This is a genomic window from Pseudomonas sp. NFACC16-2 (assembly GCF_900119205.1).
Lineage (GTDB): Bacteria > Pseudomonadota > Gammaproteobacteria > Pseudomonadales > Pseudomonadaceae > Aquipseudomonas > Aquipseudomonas fluorescens_Q.
Genome location: NZ_FPIX01000007.1, coordinates 153,984 through 176,906 on the forward strand (window position 1 = coordinate 153,984; position 22,923 = coordinate 176,906).

Below are 22,923 nucleotides of genomic sequence, written 5' to 3' on the forward strand. Positions count from 1 at the left end.
AGCTTGCCGCTGCTTACTGCGATTTCCGGACCCGCAGATACCACTCGGAGAGCAGTCGTACCTGTTTGTCGGTATAGCCACGTTCGACCATGCGTGTGACGAAATCGTTGTGTTTTTGCTGGTCCTCCTTGCTGGCCTTGGCGTTGAAGCTGATGACTGGCAGCAGGTCTTCGGTGTTGGAGAACATTTTCTTCTCGATGACCACCCGCAGCTTTTCATAGCTGAGCCAGGTTGGGTTCTTGCCGTTGTTGTTGGCCCGGGCGCGCAATACGAAGTTGACGATCTCGTTGCGAAAGTCCTTCGGATTGCTGATGCCCGCCGGTTTCTCGATTTTTTCCAGTTCCTCGTTGAGGGCCACGCGATTGAGGATTTCGCCGGTTTCCGGGTCGCGGTATTCCTGGTCCTGGATCCAGAAGTCTGCGTACAGCACGTAGCGGTCGAAGATGTTCTGGCCGTACTCGCTGTAGGACTCCAGGTACGCCGTCTGGATTTCCTTGCCGATGAACTCGATGTAGCGCGGGGCCAGGTATTCCTTGAGGAAACGCAGGTAGCGCTCGCGGGTTTCGGCCTGGAATTGCTCTTGCTCGATCTGCTGTTCCAGCACATACAGCAGATGAACCGGGTTGGCCGCGATCTCGTGAGGGTCGAAGTTGAAGACCTTGGACAGGATCTTGAACGCGAAGCGTGTGGACAGCCCGTTCATCCCTTCGTCGACCCCCGCATTGTCGCGGTATTCCTGGATCGATTTGGCCTTCGGATCGGTGTCCTTGAGGTTTTCACCGTCGTACACGCGCATCTTCGAATAGATGTTGGAGTTTTCCGGTTCCTTGAGGCGCGACAGCACCGTGAACTGGGCAAGCATCTTCAGGGTGTCGGGTGCGCAATGGGCCTTGGACAGCGAACTGTTGAACAGCAGCTTGTCGTAGATCTTCACCTCATCGCTCACTCGCAGGCAGTACGGCACCTTGACGATGTAGATCCGGTCGATGAAGGCCTCGTTGTTCTTGTTGTTGCGGAAGGTATGCCATTCCGATTCGTTGGAGTGGGCCAGCAGGATGCCGGTGAACGGAATGGCCCCCAGCCCCTCGGTGCTGTTGTAGTTACCTTCCTGAGTGGCGGTCAGCAGCGGGTGCAGCACCTTGATGGGCGCCTTGAACATTTCGACGAATTCCATCAGGCCCTGGTTGGCCCGGCACAGCGCACCCGAATAGCTGTAGGCGTCGGCGTCGTTCTGTGGGAATTCTTCCAGTTTACGGATATCGACCTTGCCCACCAGGGCGGAAATATCCTGGTTGTTTTCGTCACCCGGTTCGGTCTTGGCCACCGCGATCTGGTTGAGGATCGATGGGTAGAGCTTGACCACCTTGAACTGGCTGATGTCACCGCCGAACTCGGCCAGGCGCTTGGTTGCCCAGGGCGACATGATGGTATTGAGATAGCGGCGTGGAATACCGAAGTCTTCCTCGAGGATCGCGCCATCTTCAGTGGCGTTGAAAAGTCCTAGAGGCGATTCGAACACCGGTGAGCCCTTGATGGCGTAGAAGGGCACTTTTTCGATCAGTTGCTTGAGCTTCTCGGCCAGGGACGATTTACCACCACCCACGGGGCCGAGCAGATAAAGGATTTGTTTCTTCTCCTCCAGGCCTTGGGCGGCGTGGCGGAAATAGGACACGATTTGTTCGATGCATTCTTCCATCCCGTGGAAGTCCGCAAAGGCCGGATAGCGGCGAATCACCTTGTTGGAAAAAATTCGCGAGAGCCTCGAGTTGGTCGAGGTATCCAGCAGCTCCGGTTCTCCGATGGCCAGCAACAGACGCTCCGCAGCCGATGCATAGGCACTGCGGTCCTGCTTGCAGAGTTCGAGGTATTCCTGCAGCGAGTATTCCTCCTGCCGCGTGGACTCGAAACGTTGCTGGAAGTGGCTAAAAATGCTCATGACGTCACCTCGCTCGATACGTGGAGCCGGTGTCGGATCAATCAGTCGATGCTGGACAGCCGCTGGGAACCCAGTTGCCGTTTTACCCCCCAGAATGCTTTCAAGCATGCAGGCTCTTGAAAGCTGACTCCCGATGACCCGCGCGCCGGTGTACCGGCTCTCCCCTGTTTTGGATGGCCTGAGGCTAAGGATAGTTCGGAATCACGGAGGTAAAGGTGGAATACGTAATTAGTTATGGCAGACCGTTCGTCTGCCATTGCTCAAGCCCACGGTTCACGCGGGCTTGGACGGCATAAAAAATTATTCGTGATTGTCTTGCGCTGTTTCTGAAGGATAAGTCGCACGCCACAACTCAAAACCGCCGTCCAGGCTGTAGACGTCGCGGAAGCCCTGGCTGACCAGATAGGCGGCTGCGCTCTGGCTGGAGTTGCCGTGATAGCAGACCACGACCGTAGGCGCATCGAGGTCGGCGGCCCGGATGAAGTCGGCGATGGAATGGTTGTCCAGATGCCGGGAGCCACTGATATGCGAAGCCGCAAAAGTGGCTGGGTCGCGGACGTCGACGACGACCGCGCCTTGCTCGCGCAGGGCCTGGGCCTGTTCCGGGGGGATGCGTTTGAATTCGCTCATGAGGGGCTCCTGTAGCTGAAGCGCAACGCCGGTCAAACGGCAGTGCCGGCCGGCAATGGTGCAGTGGACGGGTGATGGGTTTTGGCGTGGCCCTGTTCATCGCAATCGCAATGTAGTTGCTCGCCAGTGTCGACGTTCATCAGGGTCATGGCGCTGCCCCACACGCAACCGGTGTCGAGGGCGAAGACGCCGGGTTCGTCGGATTGGCCGCCGAGTGCGGCCCAGTGCCCGAAAATGATCTTCAGGTTACGGGTCTTGCGCTCACTGTGCTTGAACCAGGGGGCATAGCCGGGTGGCGCCGTCTCGATACCTTCCTTGCCCTTGAGATCGAGCTTGCCGTCGCGGGTGCAGAAGCGCATGCGCGTGAAATAATTGGTGATGACGCGAAGACGAGCGCTGCCGGTGAGGTCGTTGTCCCACTTGACCGGCTCGTTGCCGTACATGCCGTCCAGGTAGGGGGCGAACAGGTTGTCGTCGCGCAATGCCTGTTCGACTTCGCCAGCGCACTTGAGCGCCTTGCGCAGGGACCACTGGGGCGGGATGCCGGCATGGACCAGTGCAAGGTTGCGCGCCTCGTCGTAGTGCATGAGCTTCTGCTGGCGCAACCACTCCAGCAGTTCAACGCAATCGGGGGCGTCGAGAATTTCGCTCAAGGTGTCGGACTTTTTCAGGCGCTCGATGTTCTGCCAGGCAGCCAGCAGATGCAGGTCGTGGTTACCGAGCACGCACACCAGCGACTGGCGTATGCGGTAGAGAAAACGCAACGTCTCAAGGGACTGCGGGCCACGGTTGACCAGGTCGCCCACCAGCCACAGCGTGTCTTTTTGAGGATCGAAAGCAACGCGCTCCAGCAAGCATTTGAGCGGGTCGAGGCAGCCTTGCAGGTCGCCGACCGCATACGTGGCCATTAGTGCAGGGCCCCGGGCACGGCCAGGCGAAAGGGTTTGATGACGGCGTCGAAGCGTTTGCCGTCCTCGGCGAGCATCTGGTAGGTGCCCTGCATGGTGCCGACCTTGGTCGTCATCACCGTGCCGCTGCTGTAGCTGTGGCTCTTGCCTGCATCGATCAACGGCTGCTGGCCGACCACCCCTTCGCCACGCACCTCTTCGACATGGCCATCGCCGTCGGTGATGATCCAATGCCGTGACAGCAGCCTGGCCGGCAAGGAGCCGTTATTGCGCACGGTAATGCTGTAGGCGAAAGCGAAGCGGTCATGCTCGGGTTGCGACTGTTCTGCCAGAAAACGGGTGGTGACGCTGACGTCGACCTGGTAACGAGGATCGGACATGCAAAAAGGCCTTAAAAACGAAGCGGGACGCGGGCGCGACTCAGGAGATCAGTCTAGGCCAAGTATCGGGTAGTAGACCAGACTGGTGTACTGCCCGATAGCGATCGTCACCCGTTCAGTTGGCGTCGACTTGCGGGGCGACCTGTTCACTGAGTTTGTCGGCCAGGCGCACGAACGCTGCCAGGTCCAACTGCTCTGGGCGCAGGCTGCCATCGACGCCGGCAGCTTCGATTTCGGTGCTGCTGAGCAATAGTTTCAGGGTGTTGCGCAAGGTCTTGCGGCGCTGGTTGAACGCTTCGCGTACCACCCGCTCCAGCAGGCGATGATCCTTGGCCGGGTGCGGCAGGACGGCATGGGGCACCAGGCGGACAATGGCCGAGTCGACTTTCGGCGGCGGGTTGAACGCGCCCGGGCCTACGTTGAACAGGTGTTCGACCCGGCAATGGTACTGGACCATGATCGACAGGCGACCCCAGTCACCACCGCCAGGGCCGGCAGCGAGACGCTCGACCACTTCTTTCTGCAACATGAAATGCATGTCGCGGATCAGGCCGGCGTTGCTCAGCAGGTGGAAGATCAGCGGCGTGGAGATGTTGTACGGCAGGTTTCCCACCACCCGCAGGCTGTTCGGCGCAGCGTTCAGGCTATTGAAGTCGAACTTCAGCGCGTCGCCCTGGTGCAGGCTGAAATTGCTCCTGCCGGCGAACTGCTGGTTGAGGATCGGCACCAGGTCCTTGTCCAGTTCCACCACGTCCAGTTGCGCGCCGCTGTCGAGCAGGCCCTCGGTCAGGGCGCCCTGGCCCGGGCCGATTTCCAGCAGGCGGTCGTCGGGCTTGGCCCGGATCGAGCGCAGGATGCGATCGATCACGCCGGCGTCATGCAGGAAGTTCTGGCCGAAACGCTTGCGCGCGCGGTGTTGGTATTGCTCGGTCATAAATGGGTCTCGGCCATCTGGTAGGCGGTTTCCAGCGCGACTTGGAGGCTGCCGGTATCGATCTTGCCGCTGCCGGCCAGGTCCAGGGCAGTGCCATGGTCCACGGAGGTGCGGATGATCGGCAGGCCCAGCGTCACGTTGACCGCCGCGCCGAAACCTTTGTACTTCAGCACGGGCAGGCCCTGGTCGTGGTACATCGCCAGCACCGCGTCGCAGTGCTCCAGATATTTGGGGGTAAACAGAGTGTCGGCAGGCAGCGGGCCACGCAGGTCCATGCCCTCGCTGCGCAGGCGCTCCAAAGTGGGTTCGATGATGTCGATTTCTTCACGGCCCAGGTGTCCGCCTTCACCCGCGTGGGGATTGAGCCCGCAAACGAGGATGCGCGGCCGGGCGATGCCGAATTTTTCCTGCAAGTCGGCGTGCAGGATGCGCGTGACCCGCTCCAGGCGTTCCGGGGTGATGGCGTCGGCGACGTCCCGCAAGGGCAGGTGAGTGGTCACCAGGGCCACACGCAGCCCACGGGTAGCGAGCATCATCACCACTTGCGCGGTGTGGGTCAGGTCCGCCAGGAATTCGGTGTGCCCGGAAAAGGCAATCCCGGATTCGTTGATCACGCCTTTGTGCACCGGTGCGGTGATCATGCCGGCGAACGCACCGTCCAGGCAGCCCTGGCCGGCGCGGGTCAGGGTCTCGAGGACGAACGCGGCGTTGGCCTTGTCCAACTGCCCTGTGACGACCGGAGCACCCAGGGGCGTATCCCAGACATACAGGCTGTTGGCGGGCGCCGGGACGTCCGGCCAGGCTTGCGAGGTCACGGGCAACAGGTTGACGACCAGCCCCAGTTGCGCGGCCCGCTCAAGGAGCAGGTCGCGACTGGTGATGGCAATCAGGGGGTGTGGCTGGGCTTGCGAGGCGAGCAGCAGGCACAGGTCGGGACCAATGCCGGCTGGTTCGCCGGGGGTCAGCGCGAAACGCTTGGGTTTCACTGCGCTGCCTGGTCTGCACCAGGAAGTTTGATTTCAACGTAGGCTTCGTCGCGAATCTGACGCAGCCAGGTTTGCAGCTCTTCGTCGTATTTGCGGTTGCGCAAGACAGTCATTGCCTGCTGTTCGCGAGCCTGGGTGGTGCTGTCAGTGGCGCGGCGGCCAAGGACTTCCAGCACGTGCCAGCCATAAGGGCTCTTGAACGGTTTGGACAACTGGCCTTGCGGCGTGTCGGCCATGACCTGGCGGAACTCGGGAACCAGCGCATTGGGGTCAACCCAATTCAGGTCGCCGCCGTTGAGGGCCGAGCCCGGGTCTTCGGAAAAACTCTTCGCCAGTTCAGCAAAGTCTTCGCCCGCTTCGATGCGGTCGTAAAGTTTTTCCGCCAGGCGCTTGGTCTCGGCTTCGCTGCGAATTTCGCTTGGCTTGATCAGGATGTGGCGAACATGGACTTCGTCACGGACCTGGGTTCCGCCACCGCGTTTTTCCAGCACTTTCAGGATAATGAAGCCACCAGGGGTGCGTGCTGGCTGGGTGATGTCGCCCACGGCCATGGCGCTCAGTTCACGGTCGAACGGAGGCGGCAGCTGAGCGGGTTTTCTCCAGCCCATGTCACCGCCTTCCAGGGCGTTGTCGCTGCCCGACTTGGCAATGGCCATTTGGCCGAAATCAGCGCCTTGCTTGAGTTGCTGGTAGACATCCATTGCCTGGCGATAAGCGCTCTGGATCGCTTCGGAGTTGGCGCTTTCCGGGGTCGGAATCAGGATGTTCGCCAAGTGCAGTTCTTCGGAAAGCTGCATCTTGCCCAGGTCCGAGGCGAGGAAGTTTTTCACTTCCTGCTCCGACACCTGGATGCGTTCGGCCACACGGCGCTGGCGCACACGGCTGATAACCATTTCGCGGCGGATCTGATCACGGGCGTCCTCGTAGGAGAGGCCGTCGCGAGCCAGGGCGGCGCGGAACTGGTCGATGCTCATGTTATTGCGCTGGGCAATGGTGCCGACGGCCTGGTTCAGTTCTTCATCGGTGATGCGAATGCCAGAGCGTTCGCCGATCTGCAACTGCAGGTTTTCGACGATCAGGCGTTCGAGCACTTGCTGGTCCAGCACGCCCGGAGGCGGCAGGCCACCGCCACGCTTGGCGATGGTTTGCTGCACTTCATGGACGCGCTGGTCCAGCTGGCTCTGCATGACCACGTCGTTATCGACAATGGCCACCACTTTATCGATGGACTGTACCGCGGCGTTGGCCGCGGTACCCAGGAACAGCGCGCCCAGCATCAGCGGGCGCAGACAATCAGAAAGCTTGGTCTTCACGTTCACGATAACCTTGGATGCCTTTGTCGAGGAAGCTCTCTACCTTGGCGCCAGTAAGGCCGCCGAGTCCCTTCAGAACAATTTGGAGGAAGACGCCGTGGTCGCCTTTTTCGTTTTCCGGGGCGGCCTGACTGAACTCTTCATAGTCGACCCAGTAACGGTTGATCAGGCGCAGTTTCCAGCAGCAGTTGTCATATTCGAAACCACCGAAGGCTTCCAGGGTGCGGTTGCGGTTGTAGTCATACTGCCAGCGGCTGATTGCATTCCACTGCGGCACGATTGGCCAGATGACCGAGAAGTCGTGCTGCTTGATCTTGTAGTAGTCCTTCACGTAGTTCGGATCACCCGGTCGGCCGTAGTCGCCACCGCCCACTTGCCATTGACCAGTGGTCTCGTCGTAACGGACCTGATCGTTGCGATAGCGATAACCGGCGTTGATGACCTTGTTCGGGTTGTCTTCCGGCTGGTAGTGGAACATCGCGCTGCCCGAGCGAGGACTGTGGGTATCCGGGTCCCAGTTGTAGGTGGCCGTGGTGCGCCAGTCGCGGTTCCAGCGGTATTCGTATTCCAGTGCGTATGGGGAAACGTCCGACTTGGCGTCTTCGCGTGTCTTGAAGTCGATGCCTGGAAGTTGGACTTCGCGATCCTTGAAGTAAAGGGCCTGCCCGACGCTGATGCGCTGGCGCTCGAAGCCGTTTTCCTCGATCCAGCGGCTGGTCACACCCAAGGACAGCTTGTTCTCGTCGCCGACACGGTCGGAGCCGGTAAAGCGGTTGTCCCGAAACAGCGAGGAATAGCTGAAAGTCGATTCGCTGGTATCGAAGACCGGAATATCGCTCTGATCCTCCTCTGGTACGTAGAGGTAGAACAGGCGTGGTTCCAGGGTCTGGCGATAGTTGGTGCCGAACCATTGGGTATCGCGGTCAAAATATAGGCCGCTGTCAATGCTGGCGATCGGAACACCACGGCTCTGGCTACTGCTGTACGTGCCACGTAGGCGGTCGGCCTCGGCGTTCTGTAGGGCAACCTGCGATTTGCCTCTGCCATCCAGATCCAAGTCATATTGGGTGTACTGATATTTCAGGGATGGCTTGATGTAGCCATAGCTGGCTTCCATCGGCAGGCTCATGACCGGCGCCAAATTCAGGCGATTGCCGTTAGCCCGCGCAAGGCCACGGATGTTGTTATCCAGCCACGGTGTTGTATCGCCTTCTTCGTTGCTGTAAAGGCCATTCCTCAAATCCCGATCAAACCGAACCAATTCCGTCTTGTAAGCGAAATCCAGGCCATACGGATGCTGAGGCAGTGCGCCATCAAAGGTGATCTGCGGCAGGCGGTTATAGGGCGTGATCTTCGAAATCGTCGCCATCTGATACGCCTGGGCGTTCACTCGTGCAATGTAGTTGTCGCCGCGATAGCTCACCGCACCCTGCTGGTTCACATAATCCTTGGACTCAACACCAATCTGATCGGTCTGCAAATCTTGGAAATAATAAGGATCGCTGATCTTGGTGTAATCGACTTCCGTCAGCACACGCGAATCCAACCCGCCCTTGTGCTGCCAGTTGTACATGTAACGGGTCTTGCTGTAGTCGGACTGCTTGGCGCGTTCGTCTTCTTCGTCGTTGAGGTACGCCGCGCCGAACTGACCTTCGCTGGACTTGGTCAGGTAGCGGAACTCGCCTTCCATCAACAGGCCACGCTTGCCCATGTAGCGCGGGTACAACGTGGCATCGTAGTTCGGTGCCAGGTTGAAGTAGTACGGGGTGACCAGCAGGAAGCCGGTATCGCTGCCGCTGCCGATGGTCGGCGGCAGGAAGCCGGACTGGCGACGGTCGTCGATCGGGAAATAAATATAAGGTGTGTACAGGACTGGAATGTCCTTGACCCGCAGCGTCACGTTGGTCGCGGTACCGAAGCCGGTGGCCGGGTTCAGGGTGATGTTGTTGCCCTTGAGCGTCCAGGCGTTGCTGTTCGGTTCGCACGTGGTGTACGTACCGTCCTTGAGGCGGATGATCGCGTTCTCGGCGCGCTTGGCGTACAGCGCGTTACCGCGGATGCGCGACTTGTGCATCACGTATTCGGCGTTGTCGACCTTGGCTTCGCCGGTGTCCAGCTGTACATCGGCATGGTCGCCGACGATCAGTGCACCGTTGTCGCGAACGCGTACGTTACCGCTCAGCTCACCGCGGTTCTCAGCCTGGTACAGGCTGGCCTCGTCGGCCTCGACCTGCATGCTGCCCTGGCGCATGACCACGTCGCCGGCCAGGGTCGCCACCTGTTCTTCCTGCTGATAGCGCGAAGCCTTGGCGCCCAGGAAGGTAGGAGCGTCGCTCTTGGCCGTCTTGTCGTTCATGCCAGGACGGGTCGGCTCGATATAGGCACCCGAGCAGTAAGGGCCGGTTTCAGCCAATTGCGCCGGGGTGAGGTTCTCCCGTGGAACCCAATCCAGGTGACTGTAGTCTGCACTGCGCGACTTCAGGCCACGGCCCTTGGCTTCGGTAACGAGCATCGGCTTTTCGCCGGCTTCCTCGCCCGAGCTGCTGTCGGCCGGAGCCGCGCCGCTGTCGGAAACCGCACTGCCGTCATGCACGGGACGCGGCGGCAACGCGGCGGCCGGTGTCTTGGGCGCACAGTCCCAGGCACCCGAAGCGGAGACGGAGCAGTCATACTGCTGCGCCGCGACGACGAATGAAGAGGCCAGGGGTTGCAGGGCCAGCAGACTGCCGGTGACCAGCAACGGAAATTTTTTACGAAACGCGGGGGATTTCAATGCCATCTTATTAGTCCGGGCTTCCTGCGTGCCATCTGCCCGCGGTGTGGGCCGCACGCCTCTCGATGGTCTGAAAAAGATGCTGGATAATAAAGCATGACCCGCTTGACGGCTAGCGCCGTCGGAGACCCTTGCAATGCCCGACCAAGATGTACGCTTGCAACACCTGAAAGTTTGGCTCGATGAACAACTGCCGATCCTTTTCACTCGACAGGGCTGGGGCTCCGTACCCCCGGCCACGTTGACCGCCGCCAGCAGTGACGCGAGTTTCCGGCGTTATTTCCGCTGGGAAGGCGAGGGTCGCAGTTTGATCGTAATGGATGCGCCACCGCCCCAGGAAAACTGCAAACCCTTCGTGGATATTGCTTTTTTGCTGGCGAAATCCGGCATTAACGTGCCAAAAATTTATGCCGAAGACCTCGATCGCGGCTTTCTTTTGCTCAATGACTTGGGCAATCAAACCTATCTGGACGTGATCAGCGGCGAAAATGCCGACGATTTATTCCGCGATGCCCTGCAAGCCCTGCTGGCTTTCCAGCAACTGCCAATGGTTGCGCCGTTGCCGAGCTACGATGTCGCGTTGCTGCGTCGGGAGCTGGAATTGTTCCCCGAGTGGTACGTCAAGCGCGAGCTGGGGATCGAATTGGATTCGGCCCAGCAGCAACTCTGGCAGCAGGCCAGCGAGCTGCTGATCGACAGCGCCCTGGCCCAGCCCAAAGTGCTGGTGCACCGGGACTACATGCCACGCAACCTGATGCTCAGCGTGCCGAACCCCGGCGTGCTGGATTTTCAGGATGCCGTCTATGGTCCCGTTACCTACGACGTGACCTGCCTGTTCAAGGACGCTTTCCTCAGTTGGCCCGAGGCGCGCGTGCGCGGCTGGCTGGAGAGTTACTGGCAGCAGGCCGGCGCCCTCGGCATTCCCGTCCAGCCGGACCTCGAGGACTTCCTGCGGGCCAGCGATTTGATGGGCGTGCAGCGTCATCTAAAGGTCATCGGGATCTTCGCGCGCATTTGTCATCGTGATGGCAAGCCACGCTACCTCGGTGATGTGCCGCGATTCTTTGCTTATATAGAAACGGTCATTGCCCGCCGTCCGGAACTGGCACCGCTCGATGAACTTCTGGGCAGCCTGCGGCAATCGGCCGGAGCAACGGTATGAAGGCGATGATTCTGGCGGCGGGCAAGGGCGAACGCATGCGCCCCTTGACCCTTACCACGCCAAAGCCGTTGATTCGCGTCGGCGGTGTTCCCTTGATCGAATACCACTTGCGGGCGCTGGCCAGGGCCGGATTCACCGAGATCGTGATCAATCACGCCTGGCTCGGTCAGCAGATCGAAGATCACCTGGGGGATGGCTCACGGTTTGGCGTGAGCATTCGGTTTTCCCCTGAAGGCGAGCCGCTGGAAACCGGCGGTGGAATCTTCCGGGCCTTGCCACTGCTGGGCGATGAAGCGTTTGTGGTGGTGAACGGCGATGTCTGGACCGACTACGACTTCAGCGCTTTGCGTCGGCCGCTCGAAGGGTTGGCGCACCTGGTGCTCGTCGATAATCCCGAGCATCACCCAGACGGCGATTTCGTCCTGGTCGACGGAAAGGTTCACGATAGGCACGCCCCTGCCGACAACCTGACCTATAGCGGCATCGCCGTTCTGCACCCGCGGTTGTTCGACGGTTGCGCGGACGGTGCGTTCAAGCTCGCACCGCTGTTGCGCGCGGCCATGGCCGAGGGACGCGTCAGTGGCGAGCACCTCAAAGGGCATTGGGTCGATGTCGGCACCCATGAACGTTTGGCGCAGGTCGAAACCTTGATAGAAGCGAGCGGTTGATATGTGGTGGCCAGGGACTCTGATTGGAGCCGGGGCGGGCTTTGCCATAGCCAGCATCCCGGGGGCCATGCTTGGGGCGTTATTAGGACAAGCGTTGGATAGGCGCCTAAACGTGCAAAGCTGGGAGCAGCTTCGTGAACGCCTGGGCGGGCGCCCAGCGTTGCGCAACGATGAATTGTTGTTTGTGTTGCTGGGGCGTTTGGCGAAAAGCGATGGGCGTGTGGTCGACGGTCACATCCAACAGGCTCGCCAGGAAATGCGAGCCCTGGACCTGAGCGAATCGGCGCAACGCCGGGCCATCGCTGCATTCAACCGGGGCAAGTCTGGAGATGTCCGCCTACGCGGTTATCTGCGCCGTCTCAGCACCCAACCGCATGCGGCGGAAGGCGTGCTGCGGGCCTGCTGGCGAATGGTTTGGGCTGATGGCAAGGCGGGCGTCGGCGAGCGTGAATTGATTGCCCGGTGGGGCAAGTGGCTGGGCTGGACCCAACAACAGGTCCAGGCATTGGCCAGCGATTACGAACCGCACAAACTGTCGTTGCCCAGCAGTGGGGTGACGTATCAGGAGGCGTTGCGTTTGCTGGGCGTTTCCGCCACGAGTGAACCGTCGCAGATCAAGCGAGCCTACCGACGATTGCTCAGTCGCCACCATCCGGACAAGATTGCCGGCAGCGGGGCAACGCCCTTGCAGGTGCGTGAAGCCACTGACAGGACTCGGGAGTTGCACAACGCCTATCGCTTGATACGGGAACGGCGGAATTTCCGGTAGCGCCACTATCCCCTGTGGCGAGGGAGCTTGCTCCCGTTCGGCTGCGCAGCAGTCGCAGTCCGGGTCTTTATGAAGAACCGCAGTGCGCGCTTTGGGGACCGCTTCGCGCTCCAGCGGGAGCAAGCTCCCTCGCCACAGGAGAGTGGGCGCCGACATCCCGAACGGGTCCGCCTCACTCCCCCGGCTTCTGCGGATTCAACCAACCCCGGACCCGACGAAACAGCTGCTCCTGCTCCGCCGCCGGGTTCGGCAGGGCCTTGAGGGACACCTGGCTGAAGGTCGAGCCTTTCAAGCGTTTGCTCGCCTGCAAGCGCTCCAGCGCCGCGTTTCGATCCAGCGGCTTGTCCATGTAGAAAATGTCGGCGGTCGCCAGTTTCAAGGTCGAGGTCAGTTCGGCCAGGGCCGGCTTGGCGGTGGCCGGGGTCTGGGCGGCCACCATCACGAAGCGTTCGACTTGTGAGGGCTGCTTTTCACTCAAGTAACGCGCCGTCCAATAGGCTCCAGTGCCATGGCCCAGCAGCACGATACGGCGTGCGCTTTGCTGTTCGGCGTAGGCCAGGGCTGCATCGATACGGGCGAAGATGCGCTCGGCGTCGGCCTTGGCATGTTCTTCATCGGTTTGGCCGACGACGGGATCTGCTGCATCGGCTTCGCCGCCTGCGGCCTGTTCGATCGGCGCCGCAGTGGTGGCGTCCGGTGCTGCGGCAGCGGTGTCGGTTGGCTTGGTCTCGGGCGGTGTTTCTACCACGCGCGGTGCAATGACGTCGCTTTGCAGGTCCGGCAGGGTGATACTCAGGCTGCTCCACTCAACATCTGGCAATTTTTTCCGCAAAGGGCCGATAGCTTGAGGCCAGTCAGCTGTTTCGCCGGCGCCGGGGATTATGATGACTGCGCCTCTGGGGTCGCCGGTATTGGCCGGTTTCCACAGTGCCAGGAAGGCATCGCTGCCGGTCTGTAACTGTTGTTGTTCCTGGGCCGGGACTCTTCGTTCAAGTGCGGTCGCCTCTTCCTGGCTACGCTCGAGCAAGGGTTGGCGCTCGACGGGTTTTTCCTCGGCAGGTTGCTGCGCGGCGGGCGCTGTTTCGCTGGCCTGTACAGAAAAGGCACTTGGCAGGATCAGCGACAGGCACAATGCTGGCAACGCCAGGCGATAAACAGAGGGCATCGGATATTCCATGACCAGAAGTATTTCCGGCAGCCTAATGGGTTGGTCAGTATTTGTCAGTGCATGAGACTTCGATGATGCGTTTTTGCTGCCTGTGGGTTATCGGCTGTTTATGGCTTCCCTTGATGGCGTGGGCCGCGCCCGCGCCGTCGACGCATGGGGTGCAATTGAATGCGGGACAGCGTCAGTGGTTGGTGCAGCATCCGCAATGGCGGGTCGGCCTGGTGTTGCAGGCGCCCTATGCCCAATACGACCGGCGCCTGCAGCGTTTGTCCGGCACTAACGTCGAGTTGATGCAATGGCTGGGCAAGGCGTTGAACGTCGAGCTCACCTGGCGCAATTTCCAGGACCTGGCACAACTGGAAGCAGCGGTGCGCGCCGGCGAGGTGGACGTAGCTCCGGGCCTGACCCAATCGCCGGGCGGGCTCAAGCTCTGGCAGTTTTCCGATCCCTATATGCGCGTGCCGCAACTGATCGTCGGCGCGCAGAAGGGCGCCGAAGGGGTGGAGTTGGAAAAACTCGACAGCCAGGCCCGGGTCGCGGTGCGCATGCCCAGCGCGACGGCCGATTACCTGCGCAGCAACTACCCGACGCTGAATCTGCAAGGTGTGCCGATGGAGCGCGAGGCCCTGCAATTATTGCTGACCCAGCAGGCTCGATACGCGGTGGTCGACGAGGCACAGCTCGGGCGGTTGATGGTCGAGCCCGAATTCGCCGAGCTGGCGGTGGTGGGCGACATCGGCCTGCCGCAGTTGCTGCGGGTTGCCACACGCCGGGACTGGCCGGAACTGGCCGAGATCATCGACAGCGGTTTGCAGGCGATCCCGGCCAAGGCGCTGGAGCAATTGCACAGCCGTTGGCTCAAGCCAAAATATCCACGCCTGACCGAGACCCCGGGCTTCTGGCAGAACTTGACCCTATTGATTCTGGCCCTGCTGCTCAGCAGCGTCGCCATCGTGTTCTGGCAGCGCCGCCAGCAACGCGCACTGGAGCGTCGTCTGCGTGCCGCGAGGGAGGACATCGCCCAGCGTACGGCCAGCGAAGAAGCCTTGCGCCTGACGCAGTTTTCCATCGATCAAAGTACGGTCGGCATCCTCTGGGTCAATTGGGACAGCCACGTGCGTTATGCCAACCGAGCGGCTGAAACCATGCTCGGCTATGCCTCGGGCGCCATCATCGACCGCCCCTTGATCGACTTCGAGCCGGGTTTGCACATGGATCGCTGGCTGAACCTGTGGAAGCGCGCCCGGGCCAGCGAAGATGGGCCGCAGAGTTTCGAAACCGAATGCGTGCGAGCCGATGGCAGCATCTTGCCGGCTGACGTTTCTCTGAGCTTCCTGCGCTTTCGCGACGCTGAATACCTGGTGGTCTACCTCAACGATGTGACCGAACGTCGACGTGCGCTGGCGGCGTTACGCGAAAGCGAAGCGCGGTTGCAAGGTATCGCCGCTAATGTGCCAGGCCTGGTCTTTCGCCTGGAGCGGGCGCCGGTGACCGGCCAGATCGACTTTGCCTACATCAGCGAAGGCAGCGAAAGCCTGGTGGGTTATTCCCCTGCAACCCTGGCCCGCAGCGACACCGGGCTGCGCAGCCTGGTGCACCCGCAGGACAAGGCCGATTACCACCGCACTCAGGACCAGGCGCTGGACACCGACAGTGATTGGTCATGGCAAGGCCGCATCCTGACCCGCGAAGGCCAGGAGCGCTGGGCCGAGATCAAAGCGATCACCCGCCGTCTCGAAGATGGCGCCTATGTCTGGGACGGAATCGTCTGGGACATCACCGAAAGCAAGCGCATCGAACTGGAGCTGGCCAGCTCCCGGGAACAGTTGCGCGAATTATCAGCGCACCTGGAAAGTGTGCGGGAAGAGGAAAAGGCGCGCATTGCCCGGGAGGTCCACGACGAGCTGGGCCAGATGCTGACGGTGTTGAAGATAGAAACATCCATGTGTGAATTGGCCTACGCGCAACTCGATCCGGGCCTGCATGAGCGGCTCAATAGCATGAAGCGCCTGATTGCTCAGTTGTTCCAACTGGTGCGGGATGTGGCAACGGCGCTCCGCCCGCCGATCCTGGATGCTGGCATTGCCTCGGCCATCGAATGGCAGGCTCGGCGTTTCGAGGCGCGTACGCAGATCCCATGCCTGGTGCAGGTGCCGGACAACCTGCCGGCCCTGAGCGATGCCAAGGCCATTGGCCTGTTCCGGATTCTCCAGGAAGCGCTGACCAACGTGATGCGCCATGCCCAAGCGCATACTGTAGAACTGACGCTGGTTCAGGAGGGCGACGAATTGTGTCTGACCGTCAGCGACGACGGTGTAGGATTTATTGCTGATACGAGTCGGCCAACGTCCTTTGGCCTGGTCGGCATGCGTGAACGGGTATTGATCATGGGCGGGCGGTTGATCCTGGAGAGTGAGCCGGGAGAGGGGACGACCCTGTCGGTGCGGGTGCCGTTGCATGAGGCCTGATGGGTTGCCTGGGGCGGGTCCAATCGCGAGCCAGCTCGCTCCAGGTTGATTGAGATGTACACATACGCCCTGCGGGAGCGAGCTTGCTCGCGATGAGGGATCCTGAATCTGGAGAACAATGTGATCCGTGTACTGGTAGCCGAAGACCACACCATCGTCCGTGAAGGCATCAAGCAACTGATCGGCCTGGCCAAGGATCTGGTGGTGGTCGGGGAGGCGAGCAATGGTGAGCAGTTGCTCGAAACCTTGCGGCATGTGCCCTGCGAAGTGGTGCTGCTGGACATTTCCATGCCCGGCGTCAACGGCCTGGAGGCGATCCCACGGATCCGGGCGCTGAACAATCCACCGGCCATCCTGGTGCTGTCGATGCATGACGAAGCGCAAATGGCCGCCCGCGCCCTGAAGGTCGGCGCCGCCGGCTACGCGACCAAGGACAGCGACCCGGCCCTGCTGCTCATGGCGATTCGCAAGGTTGCGGCCGGCGGACGCTATATCGACCCGGACCTGGCCGACCGCATGGTCTTTGAAGTCGGCCTGACCGACACGCGACCGCTGCATTCGCTGCTGTCCGAGCGTGAATTCTCTGTCTTCGAACGCCTGGCCCAGGGCGCCAACGTCAACGACATCGCCCAGCAACTGGCCCTGAGCAGCAAGACCATCAGCACCCACAAGGCGCGGCTGATGCAGAAACTCAACATCACCTCATTGGCCGAGTTGGTGAAATATGCGATGGAGCACAAGTTGCTCTGAACCCCACCGCAGTTTCCCCCTGTGGGAGCGAGCAAGCTCGCTCCCACAGGGTTTTGTCTCGGCATATCCATTTGCGACACACCCCGACAGCGCTTTTTGCCCCTGCTTGCGGCTTGCCGCTTAAAACGCGCCGCTGCATTTACCCAATCCCGCCATCCTTGTAGGGCAATCCCTACCCCGACTCTTCCATCCGGCTGAGGCGATTCTCTCCTGCGCCCCGATTTGCGCGGACCCCAGGGTCCACTAGGCTTGATTCACAAGCAGTCATCAAAACAAAAGGTGCGGGTATGAGCCAGGTCGATTCAAGCGCGGGGGCCAGCGATGTGCTGGTCAGCTTTCGTGGTGTGCAGAAGAGCTACGACGGCGAGAACCTGATCGTCAAAGACCTCAACCTGGACATTCGCAAAGGCGAATTCCTGACCCTGCTCGGGCCTTCCGGCTCCGGCAAGACCACCAGCCTGATGATGCTCGCCGGGTTTGAAACCCCAACCGCTGGCGAGATCCTGCTGGCCGGGCGCTCGATCAACAATGTGCCGCCGCACAAGCGCGACATCGGCATGGTGTTCCAGAACTACGCCTTGTTCCCGCACATGACTGTCGCCGAGAACCTTGCTTTCCCGTTGACCGTGCGAGGCCTGAACAAGAGCGACGTGAGCGATCGGGTCAAGCGTGTCCTGAGCATGGTCCAGTTGGACAGCTTCGCCCAGCGCTACCCGGCGCAATTGTCCGGCGGCCAGCAACAACGGGTGGCCCTGGCCCGGGCGCTGGTGTTCGAGCCGCAGTTGGTGCTGATGGACGAACCCCTGGGTGCGCTGGACAAGCAATTGCGTGAACACATGCAGATGGAAATCAAGCACCTGCACCAGCGCCTTGGCGTGACCGTGGTCTACGTGACCCACGACCAGGGCGAAGCCTTGACCATGTCCGACCGCGTGGCGGTGTTCCACCAGGGCGAAATCCAGCAGATCGCTCCACCGCGCACCCTGTATGAAGAGCCGAAAAACACTTTCGTCGCGAACTTCATCGGTGAAAACAACCGTCTTAACGGTCGCCTGCACAGCCACACCGGCGATCGTTGCCTGGTGGAGTTGGCACGCGGCGAGAAAGTCGAGGCCCTGGCGGTGAATGTCGGTCAGCCCGGCGAGCCGGTGACCCTGTCGATCCGTCCAGAGCGGGTCAGCCTCAACGGCGTCAGCGAACAATGTGTCAACCGCTTCTCAGGGAGGGTGGCGGAATTCATCTATCTGGGCGACCACGTCCGGGTTCGCCTGGAAGTCTGCGGCAAGAACGACTTCTTCGTGAAACAGCCGATTGCCGAGCTCGATCCCGCGCTCGCCGTCGGGGACGTGGTTCCGCTTGGCTGGCAAGTCGAGCATGTGCGTGCGCTCGATCCCCTTCTAGAGGCGAATTGATCGCCCCCTGCTGTACCAACACCAACCCTGCACGTGGAGAGAACAATAAATGTTGAGATCCCTGAAGTTCACAGCCCTGACACTGGGCATGATGGGTGCGGCAAGCGCGATGGCGGCGGGCCCGGACCTGACCGTGGTGTCTTTCGGCGGGGCGAACAAGGCGGCTCAGGTCAAAGCCTTCTACGCACCGTGGGAAGCCGCCGGCAACGGCAAGATCGTGGCTGGTGAATACAACGGCGAAATGGCCAAGGTCAAGGCCATGGTCGATACCAAGAGCGTTTCCTGGGACCTGGTGGAAGTCGAGTCTCCGGAATTGTCCCGTGGTTGTGACGAAGACATGTTCGAGCAACTGGACCCAGCCCTGTTCGGCAAGGCCGAAGACTACGTCAAGGGCGCCATCCAGCCTTGCGGCGTAGGTTTCTTCGTGTGGTCGACCGTGCTGGCCTACAACGCCGACAAACTCAAGACCGCGCCGACCAGTTGGGCAGACTTCTGGGACACCAAGCAATTCCCGGGCAAGCGCGGCCTGCGCAAAGGCGCCAAGTACACCCTGGAATTCGCCCTGATGGCCGACGGCGTAGCGCCGAAAGACGTCTACAAAGTGCTGGCCGGCAAGGATGGCCAGGACCGTGCGTTCAAGAAGCTCGACGAGCTCAAGCCGAATATCCAGTGGTGGGAAGCCGGCGCCCAGCCGCCGCAATACCTGGCTTCTGGTGACGTGGTCATGAGCTCGGCCTACAACGGCCGAATCGCTGCGGTACAGAAAGAAAGCAACCTGAAAGTGGTGTGGAACGGCGGTATCTACGACTTCGACGCTTGGGCCATTCCGCGCGGCCTGGACAAGACCCGCGCCGAAGCGGCGAAGAAATTCATCGCCTTCTCGGTGGCGCCGCAGCAGCAGAAAACCAATTCGGAAAACATCGCCTACGGTCCGGCCAATACCCAGGCTGTACCGTTGCTGGCCAAGGATGTCCTGAAGGACATGCCAACCACCCCGGAAAACATCGCCAACCAAGTGCAGATCGACGTCAGCTTCTGGGCTGACAACGGTGAGCAACTGGAGCAGCGCTTCAACTCCTGGGCGGCCAAGTAACCGCTGACGTGGATCGTTCCCACGCTCTGCGTGGGAATGCCGCCCAGGACGCTCCGCGTCCTCTGTGACGCAGAGCGTCACTGGATGCATGCCCACGCAGAGCGTGGGAACGATCAGTTCAGCGAGCACGGTTTTAAAAGAACAGAGGCGGCCCGCCGCCCCTGTAACGATCAAAAAGATTCGCGGAGTTCGCCATGGCCATCGCCGTTCCACTGAACGCGGGCACCAGCCCCACCCTCAAGCAACGGCTCAAGCATGCCGAGCGGATCAACCGCTGGAAGGCCCAGGCCTTGATCGCGCCGCTGGTGTTGTTTCTATTGCTGGTGTTTCTGGTGCCGATCGTGGCGCTGCTGTTCAAAAGCGTCAGCAACCCGGAAGTGGTGGGCGCCATGCCTCGCACTGTCGCCGCCGTCGCTGCATGGGACGGACGCGGTTTGCCGGGCGAGCCGGTGTACAAGGCTGCCAGTGAAGACTTGGCCGACGCCCGCAAGAATCAGACCTTGGGCGACTTGTCCAAGCGCCTGAACATGGAACTGGCCGGCTATCGCAGCCTGCTGACCAAGACCGCTCGGGCGTTGCCGTTTGCCACCGAGCCGGCTTCCTATAAAGAAGCCTTGGAAAACCTCGATGAGCGTTGGGGCGACCCGGCGTACTGGCAGGTAATCCGCCGTAACACCAGCAACGTCACCCCGTATTACCTGCTGGCGGCCGTCGATCACCGCATCGATGACCTCGGCGAACTGGCCACGGCCACCCCTGACCAGGCGATCTACCTCGACATTTTTGCCCGTACCTTCTGGATGGGCCTGGTGATCACCGCGATCTGCCTGGTGCTGGCCTATCCGTTGGCCTACCTGCTGGCGAACCTGCCTTCGCGCCAGAGCAATCTGCTGATGATCCTGGTGCTGCTACCGTTCTGGACCTCGATCCTGGTACGCGTTGCCGCATGGATCGTGCTGCTGCAGTCCGGTGGTCTGATCAACAGTGCGCTGATGGCCATGGGTGTCATCGATAAGCCCCTGGAGCTGGTGTTCAACCGCACCGGCGTATACATCTCCATGGTCCACATCCTGCTGCCGTTCATGATCCTGCCGATCTACAGCGTGATGAAGGGCATCTCGCCAACCTATATGCGTGCGGCGATTTCCCTGGGCTGCCACCCGTTCGCCAGTTTCTGGCGGGTGTACTTCCCGCAGACCTATGCCGGGGTCGGTGCCGGTTGCCTGTTGGTGTTCATCCTTGCCATCGGCTACTACATCACGCCGGCGCTGCTGGGCAGCCCGAACGATCAGATGGTCAGCTACTTCGTTGCGTTCTACACCAACACCAGCATCAACTGGGGCATGGCCACGGCGCTCGGCGGGCTGCTGTTGCTGGCGACCATCGTGCTTTATCTGATTTACAGCTGGCTGGTGGGCGCCAGTCGCCTGCGCCTGAGCTAAGGGGAGATCGAAAATGGTGAGTCCTTACATGTCCCCCGTCGAGCGGGTGTGGTTCTACTGCTTGCGCACACTCTGCGGGCTGATTCTGTTGTTCCTGATCCTGCCGGTGCTGGTGATCATTCCACTGTCGTTCAACTCCGGCAGTTTCCTGGTGTACCCGCTGCAAGGCTTTTCGCTGCAGTGGTACCACGATTTCTTCGCCTCGGCCGAATGGATGCGAGCGCTGAAGAACAGCATCATCGTGGCCCCGGCGGCGACGTTGCTGGCGATGGTCTTCGGCACGCTCGCGGCCATCGGCCTGACCCGTGGTGACTTCCCAGGCAAGGCGTTGGTGATGGCCCTGGTGATTTCGCCGATGGTGGTGCCGGTGGTGATCATTGGCGTGGCCAGTTACCTGTTTTTCGCACCGCTGGGGATGGGCAACAGCTTCTTCTCGCTGATCGTGGTCCACGCCGTGCTGGGTGTACCGTTCGTGATCATCACGGTGTCGGCGACCCTGCAGGGGTTCAACCACAACCTGGTTCGGGCTGCCGCCAGCCTTGGGGCTTCGCCACTGACGGCGTTTCGTCGGGTGACCCTGCCGTTGATCGCCCCGGGTGTGATCTCCGGCGCACTGTTCGCCTTCGCGACGTCGTTCGATGAAGTGGTGGTGACCCTGTTCCTGGCCGGCCCCGAGCAGGCAACCTTGCCACGGCAGATGTTCAGCGGCATCCGCGAAAACCTCAGCCCCACCATCGCGGCGGCGGCGACCCTGCTGATTGCCTTCTCGGTGATCCTGTTGCTGACCCTGGAGTGGTTGCGTGGGCGTAGCGAGAAGCTGCGTACTACCCAAGCCTGACGAATATGGGAGCGAGCAAGCTCGCTCCCATAGGGCCTCATCCACAGGCTCCTTATCGCATTCATGGGCTGAATGGCAGACAACCTCCAATACCGAGCTATCCTTGTGCCAGCCCATACTCGAATAAGAGGCCGCGCACATGAGTCTTTCCTCATTCAAGATCGCCCATAAACTGATCACCGGTGCTGCTGCCATCGAGCAACTGGCGGCGGAGTTGACGCGCCTGGACGTCGACAACCCGCTGATCGTGACCGATGCGGCGTTGGTCAAGTCCGGCACCGTGGAACTGGCCTTGCAACATCTGGGCGGGCGGGACTACGAGATTTTCGACCGGGTCATGCCGGACCCGGAAATCGCCATTGTCGAGGACTGCATGCAAGCCTATCGCGACGGTGGTCATGATGGCCTGATCGGTCTTGGCGGTGGCAGTGCCATCGACATTGCCAAGTGCGTGGGCGTCTATGCCGGTTACCACGGCGAGCTGCAGGATATGTTCGGTGTCGATCAGGTGCCGCGCAAAGGCCCGCCCATGATTGCCATCCCCACCACGGCCGGTACTGGTTCGGAAGTCACCAACGTGGCGATCCTTTCCGACAAGGCCGCGCAGTTGAAAAAAGGCATCGTCAGCGATTTTCTGTTGCCGGACGTGGCGCTGGTCAGCCCGCAGATGACCCTGACGTGCCCCCGTGGTGTAACGGCGTCCAGTGGTGTCGACGCGCTGGTCCATGCCATCGAGGCCTACCTGTCGCTCAATGCTTCGCCGATCACCGACGCCCTGGCTATCGGCGCGGTCAAGCTGATCAGCCGCGCGCTGCCCAAGGCCTACGCCAACCCCGGCCACCTGCAAGCCCGTGAAGACATGGCCACGGCCAGCCTGATGGCCGGCATGGCGTTCGGCAATGCCGGGGTTGGCGCGGTGCACGCATTGGCCTATCCGTTGGGCGGGCGCTTTCACGTTTCTCACGGCGTCGCCAATGCGTTGTTGCTGCCGTACGTCATGACGTGGAACAAGATGGCTTGCGTCGAGCGCATGCGTGACATCGCCGAAGCCATGGGTATCAGGACCGCCCATCTGAGCGATATGGAGGCCGCCGACGAAGCCGTGGAAGCCATGGTTGCCTTGTGCGCCGCCGTGGAAATCCCCAAGGGCCTGAGTAGCCTGGGCGTGACCGAGGACGTGATTCCATCCATGGCGGTGGAAGCGGCGGGAATAGAACGGTTGATGCGCAACAATCCACGCAAACTGAGCGCCGCCGATATCGAGAAGATCTACCGCGCGGCGTATTGATCGAT

Annotated in this window: 19 protein-coding genes; 10 read left to right on the top strand and 9 right to left on the bottom strand. The window is 61.0% G+C overall.

Annotation, left to right across the window (positions count from 1 at the left end):
• Positions 1 to 13 precede the first annotated feature (13 nt).
• From BT116_RS08955 to BT116_RS08990, 8 genes are all read right to left on the bottom strand, one after another.
• On the bottom strand, positions 14 to 1,936 hold the full coding sequence (locus BT116_RS08955; protein ID WP_003206178.1) for a PrkA family serine protein kinase: 1,923 nt from the start codon (positions 1,934 to 1,936) through the stop codon (positions 14 to 16).
• Between the two features lie 300 nt (positions 1,937 to 2,236).
• Entirely contained in the window at positions 2,237 to 2,566 is a 330-nt protein-coding gene (gene glpE / locus BT116_RS08960; RefSeq protein WP_072342457.1) for a thiosulfate sulfurtransferase GlpE, read from the bottom strand.
• Between the two features lie 32 nt (positions 2,567 to 2,598).
• Positions 2,599 to 3,474, bottom strand: coding sequence for a symmetrical bis(5'-nucleosyl)-tetraphosphatase (locus BT116_RS08965; RefSeq protein WP_072342460.1), 876 nt, complete (start codon positions 3,472 to 3,474; stop codon positions 2,599 to 2,601).
• On the bottom strand, positions 3,474 to 3,854 hold the full coding sequence (gene apaG / locus BT116_RS08970) for a Co2+/Mg2+ efflux protein ApaG (protein ID WP_003206172.1): 381 nt from the start codon (positions 3,852 to 3,854) through the stop codon (positions 3,474 to 3,476). Before apaG ends, BT116_RS08965 begins: the two co-directional genes overlap by 1 nt.
• Positions 3,855 to 3,969: 115 nt before the next feature.
• Positions 3,970 to 4,788 (bottom strand): 16S rRNA (adenine(1518)-N(6)/adenine(1519)-N(6))-dimethyltransferase RsmA, encoded by an 819-nt coding sequence (rsmA, locus tag BT116_RS08975; protein ID WP_018607222.1) that lies wholly within the window; start codon positions 4,786 to 4,788, stop codon positions 3,970 to 3,972.
• Entirely contained in the window at positions 4,785 to 5,774 is a 990-nt protein-coding gene (gene pdxA / locus BT116_RS08980) for a 4-hydroxythreonine-4-phosphate dehydrogenase PdxA (RefSeq protein ID WP_063324110.1), read from the bottom strand. Before pdxA ends, rsmA begins: the two co-directional genes overlap by 4 nt.
• The gene (gene surA, locus BT116_RS08985; RefSeq protein WP_139197732.1) at positions 5,771 to 7,087 is read right to left on the bottom strand and encodes a peptidylprolyl isomerase SurA; all 1,317 of its coding nucleotides are present in this window, start codon (positions 7,085 to 7,087) and stop codon (positions 5,771 to 5,773) included. Before surA ends, pdxA begins: the two co-directional genes overlap by 4 nt.
• Entirely contained in the window at positions 7,068 to 9,866 is a 2,799-nt protein-coding gene (locus BT116_RS08990; protein ID WP_072342462.1) for an LPS-assembly protein LptD, read from the bottom strand. Before BT116_RS08990 ends, surA begins: the two co-directional genes overlap by 20 nt.
• A 130-nt stretch (positions 9,867 to 9,996) precedes the next feature.
• Here BT116_RS08990 and BT116_RS08995 point away from each other — a divergent pair, with 130 nt between their 5' ends.
• The 3 genes from BT116_RS08995 to BT116_RS09005 are packed head-to-tail and all read left to right on the top strand — an operon-like array spanning position 9,997 to position 12,459.
• Positions 9,997 to 11,022 carry an aminoglycoside phosphotransferase family protein gene (locus tag BT116_RS08995; RefSeq protein WP_072342464.1) on the top strand — a complete coding sequence of 342 codons (1,026 nt, stop codon included), beginning with the start codon at positions 9,997 to 9,999 and terminating at the stop codon, positions 11,020 to 11,022.
• Positions 11,019 to 11,690: an N-acetylmuramate alpha-1-phosphate uridylyltransferase MurU gene (gene murU, locus BT116_RS09000; RefSeq protein WP_072342467.1), complete on the top strand. Its 672-nt coding sequence runs from the start codon at positions 11,019 to 11,021 to the stop codon at positions 11,688 to 11,690. Before BT116_RS08995 ends, murU begins: the two co-directional genes overlap by 4 nt.
• A 1-nt stretch (position 11,691) precedes the next feature.
• Positions 11,692 to 12,459, top strand: a complete 768-nt coding sequence (locus BT116_RS09005) for a TerB family tellurite resistance protein (protein WP_072342471.1) — start codon at positions 11,692 to 11,694, stop codon at positions 12,457 to 12,459.
• 172 nt (positions 12,460 to 12,631) lie between these two features.
• On the opposite strand, the gene BT116_RS09010 is transcribed toward BT116_RS09005, so the two are convergent.
• On the bottom strand, positions 12,632 to 13,624 hold the full coding sequence (locus tag BT116_RS09010; protein WP_072342473.1) for an alpha/beta hydrolase family protein: 993 nt from the start codon (positions 13,622 to 13,624) through the stop codon (positions 12,632 to 12,634).
• Positions 13,625 to 13,698: 74 nt separating this feature from the next.
• Between BT116_RS09010 and BT116_RS09015 the strand changes: the two genes are divergently transcribed.
• The 7 genes from BT116_RS09015 to BT116_RS09045 all read left to right on the top strand — a co-directional run bounded on the left by BT116_RS09015 (position 13,699) and on the right by BT116_RS09045 (position 22,918).
• Positions 13,699 to 16,095, top strand: coding sequence for a PAS domain-containing sensor histidine kinase (locus BT116_RS09015; protein WP_072342476.1), 2,397 nt, complete (start codon positions 13,699 to 13,701; stop codon positions 16,093 to 16,095).
• Positions 16,096 to 16,215: 120 nt separating this feature from the next.
• The gene (locus BT116_RS09020) at positions 16,216 to 16,845 is read left to right on the top strand and encodes a response regulator (RefSeq protein WP_003206156.1); all 630 of its coding nucleotides are present in this window, start codon (positions 16,216 to 16,218) and stop codon (positions 16,843 to 16,845) included.
• 287 nt (positions 16,846 to 17,132) lie between these two features.
• Complete coding sequence (locus tag BT116_RS09025) at positions 17,133 to 18,257, top strand: ABC transporter ATP-binding protein (RefSeq protein ID WP_072342484.1); 1,125 nt, start codon at positions 17,133 to 17,135, stop codon at positions 18,255 to 18,257.
• Positions 18,258 to 18,306: 49 nt separating this feature from the next.
• On the top strand, positions 18,307 to 19,350 hold the full coding sequence (locus BT116_RS09030; protein WP_072342487.1) for an ABC transporter substrate-binding protein: 1,044 nt from the start codon (positions 18,307 to 18,309) through the stop codon (positions 19,348 to 19,350).
• 194 nt (positions 19,351 to 19,544) lie between these two features.
• A complete protein-coding gene (locus BT116_RS09035) occupies positions 19,545 to 20,792 on the top strand; it encodes an ABC transporter permease (RefSeq protein WP_072342489.1) in 1,248 nt (415 codons plus the stop codon).
• Positions 20,793 to 20,805: 13 nt separating this feature from the next.
• Positions 20,806 to 21,630: an ABC transporter permease gene (locus BT116_RS09040; RefSeq protein WP_063324119.1), complete on the top strand. Its 825-nt coding sequence runs from the start codon at positions 20,806 to 20,808 to the stop codon at positions 21,628 to 21,630.
• 139 nt (positions 21,631 to 21,769) lie between these two features.
• Positions 21,770 to 22,918, top strand: a complete 1,149-nt coding sequence (locus BT116_RS09045) for an iron-containing alcohol dehydrogenase (RefSeq protein ID WP_072342492.1) — start codon at positions 21,770 to 21,772, stop codon at positions 22,916 to 22,918.
• Positions 22,919 to 22,923 lie beyond the last annotated feature (5 nt).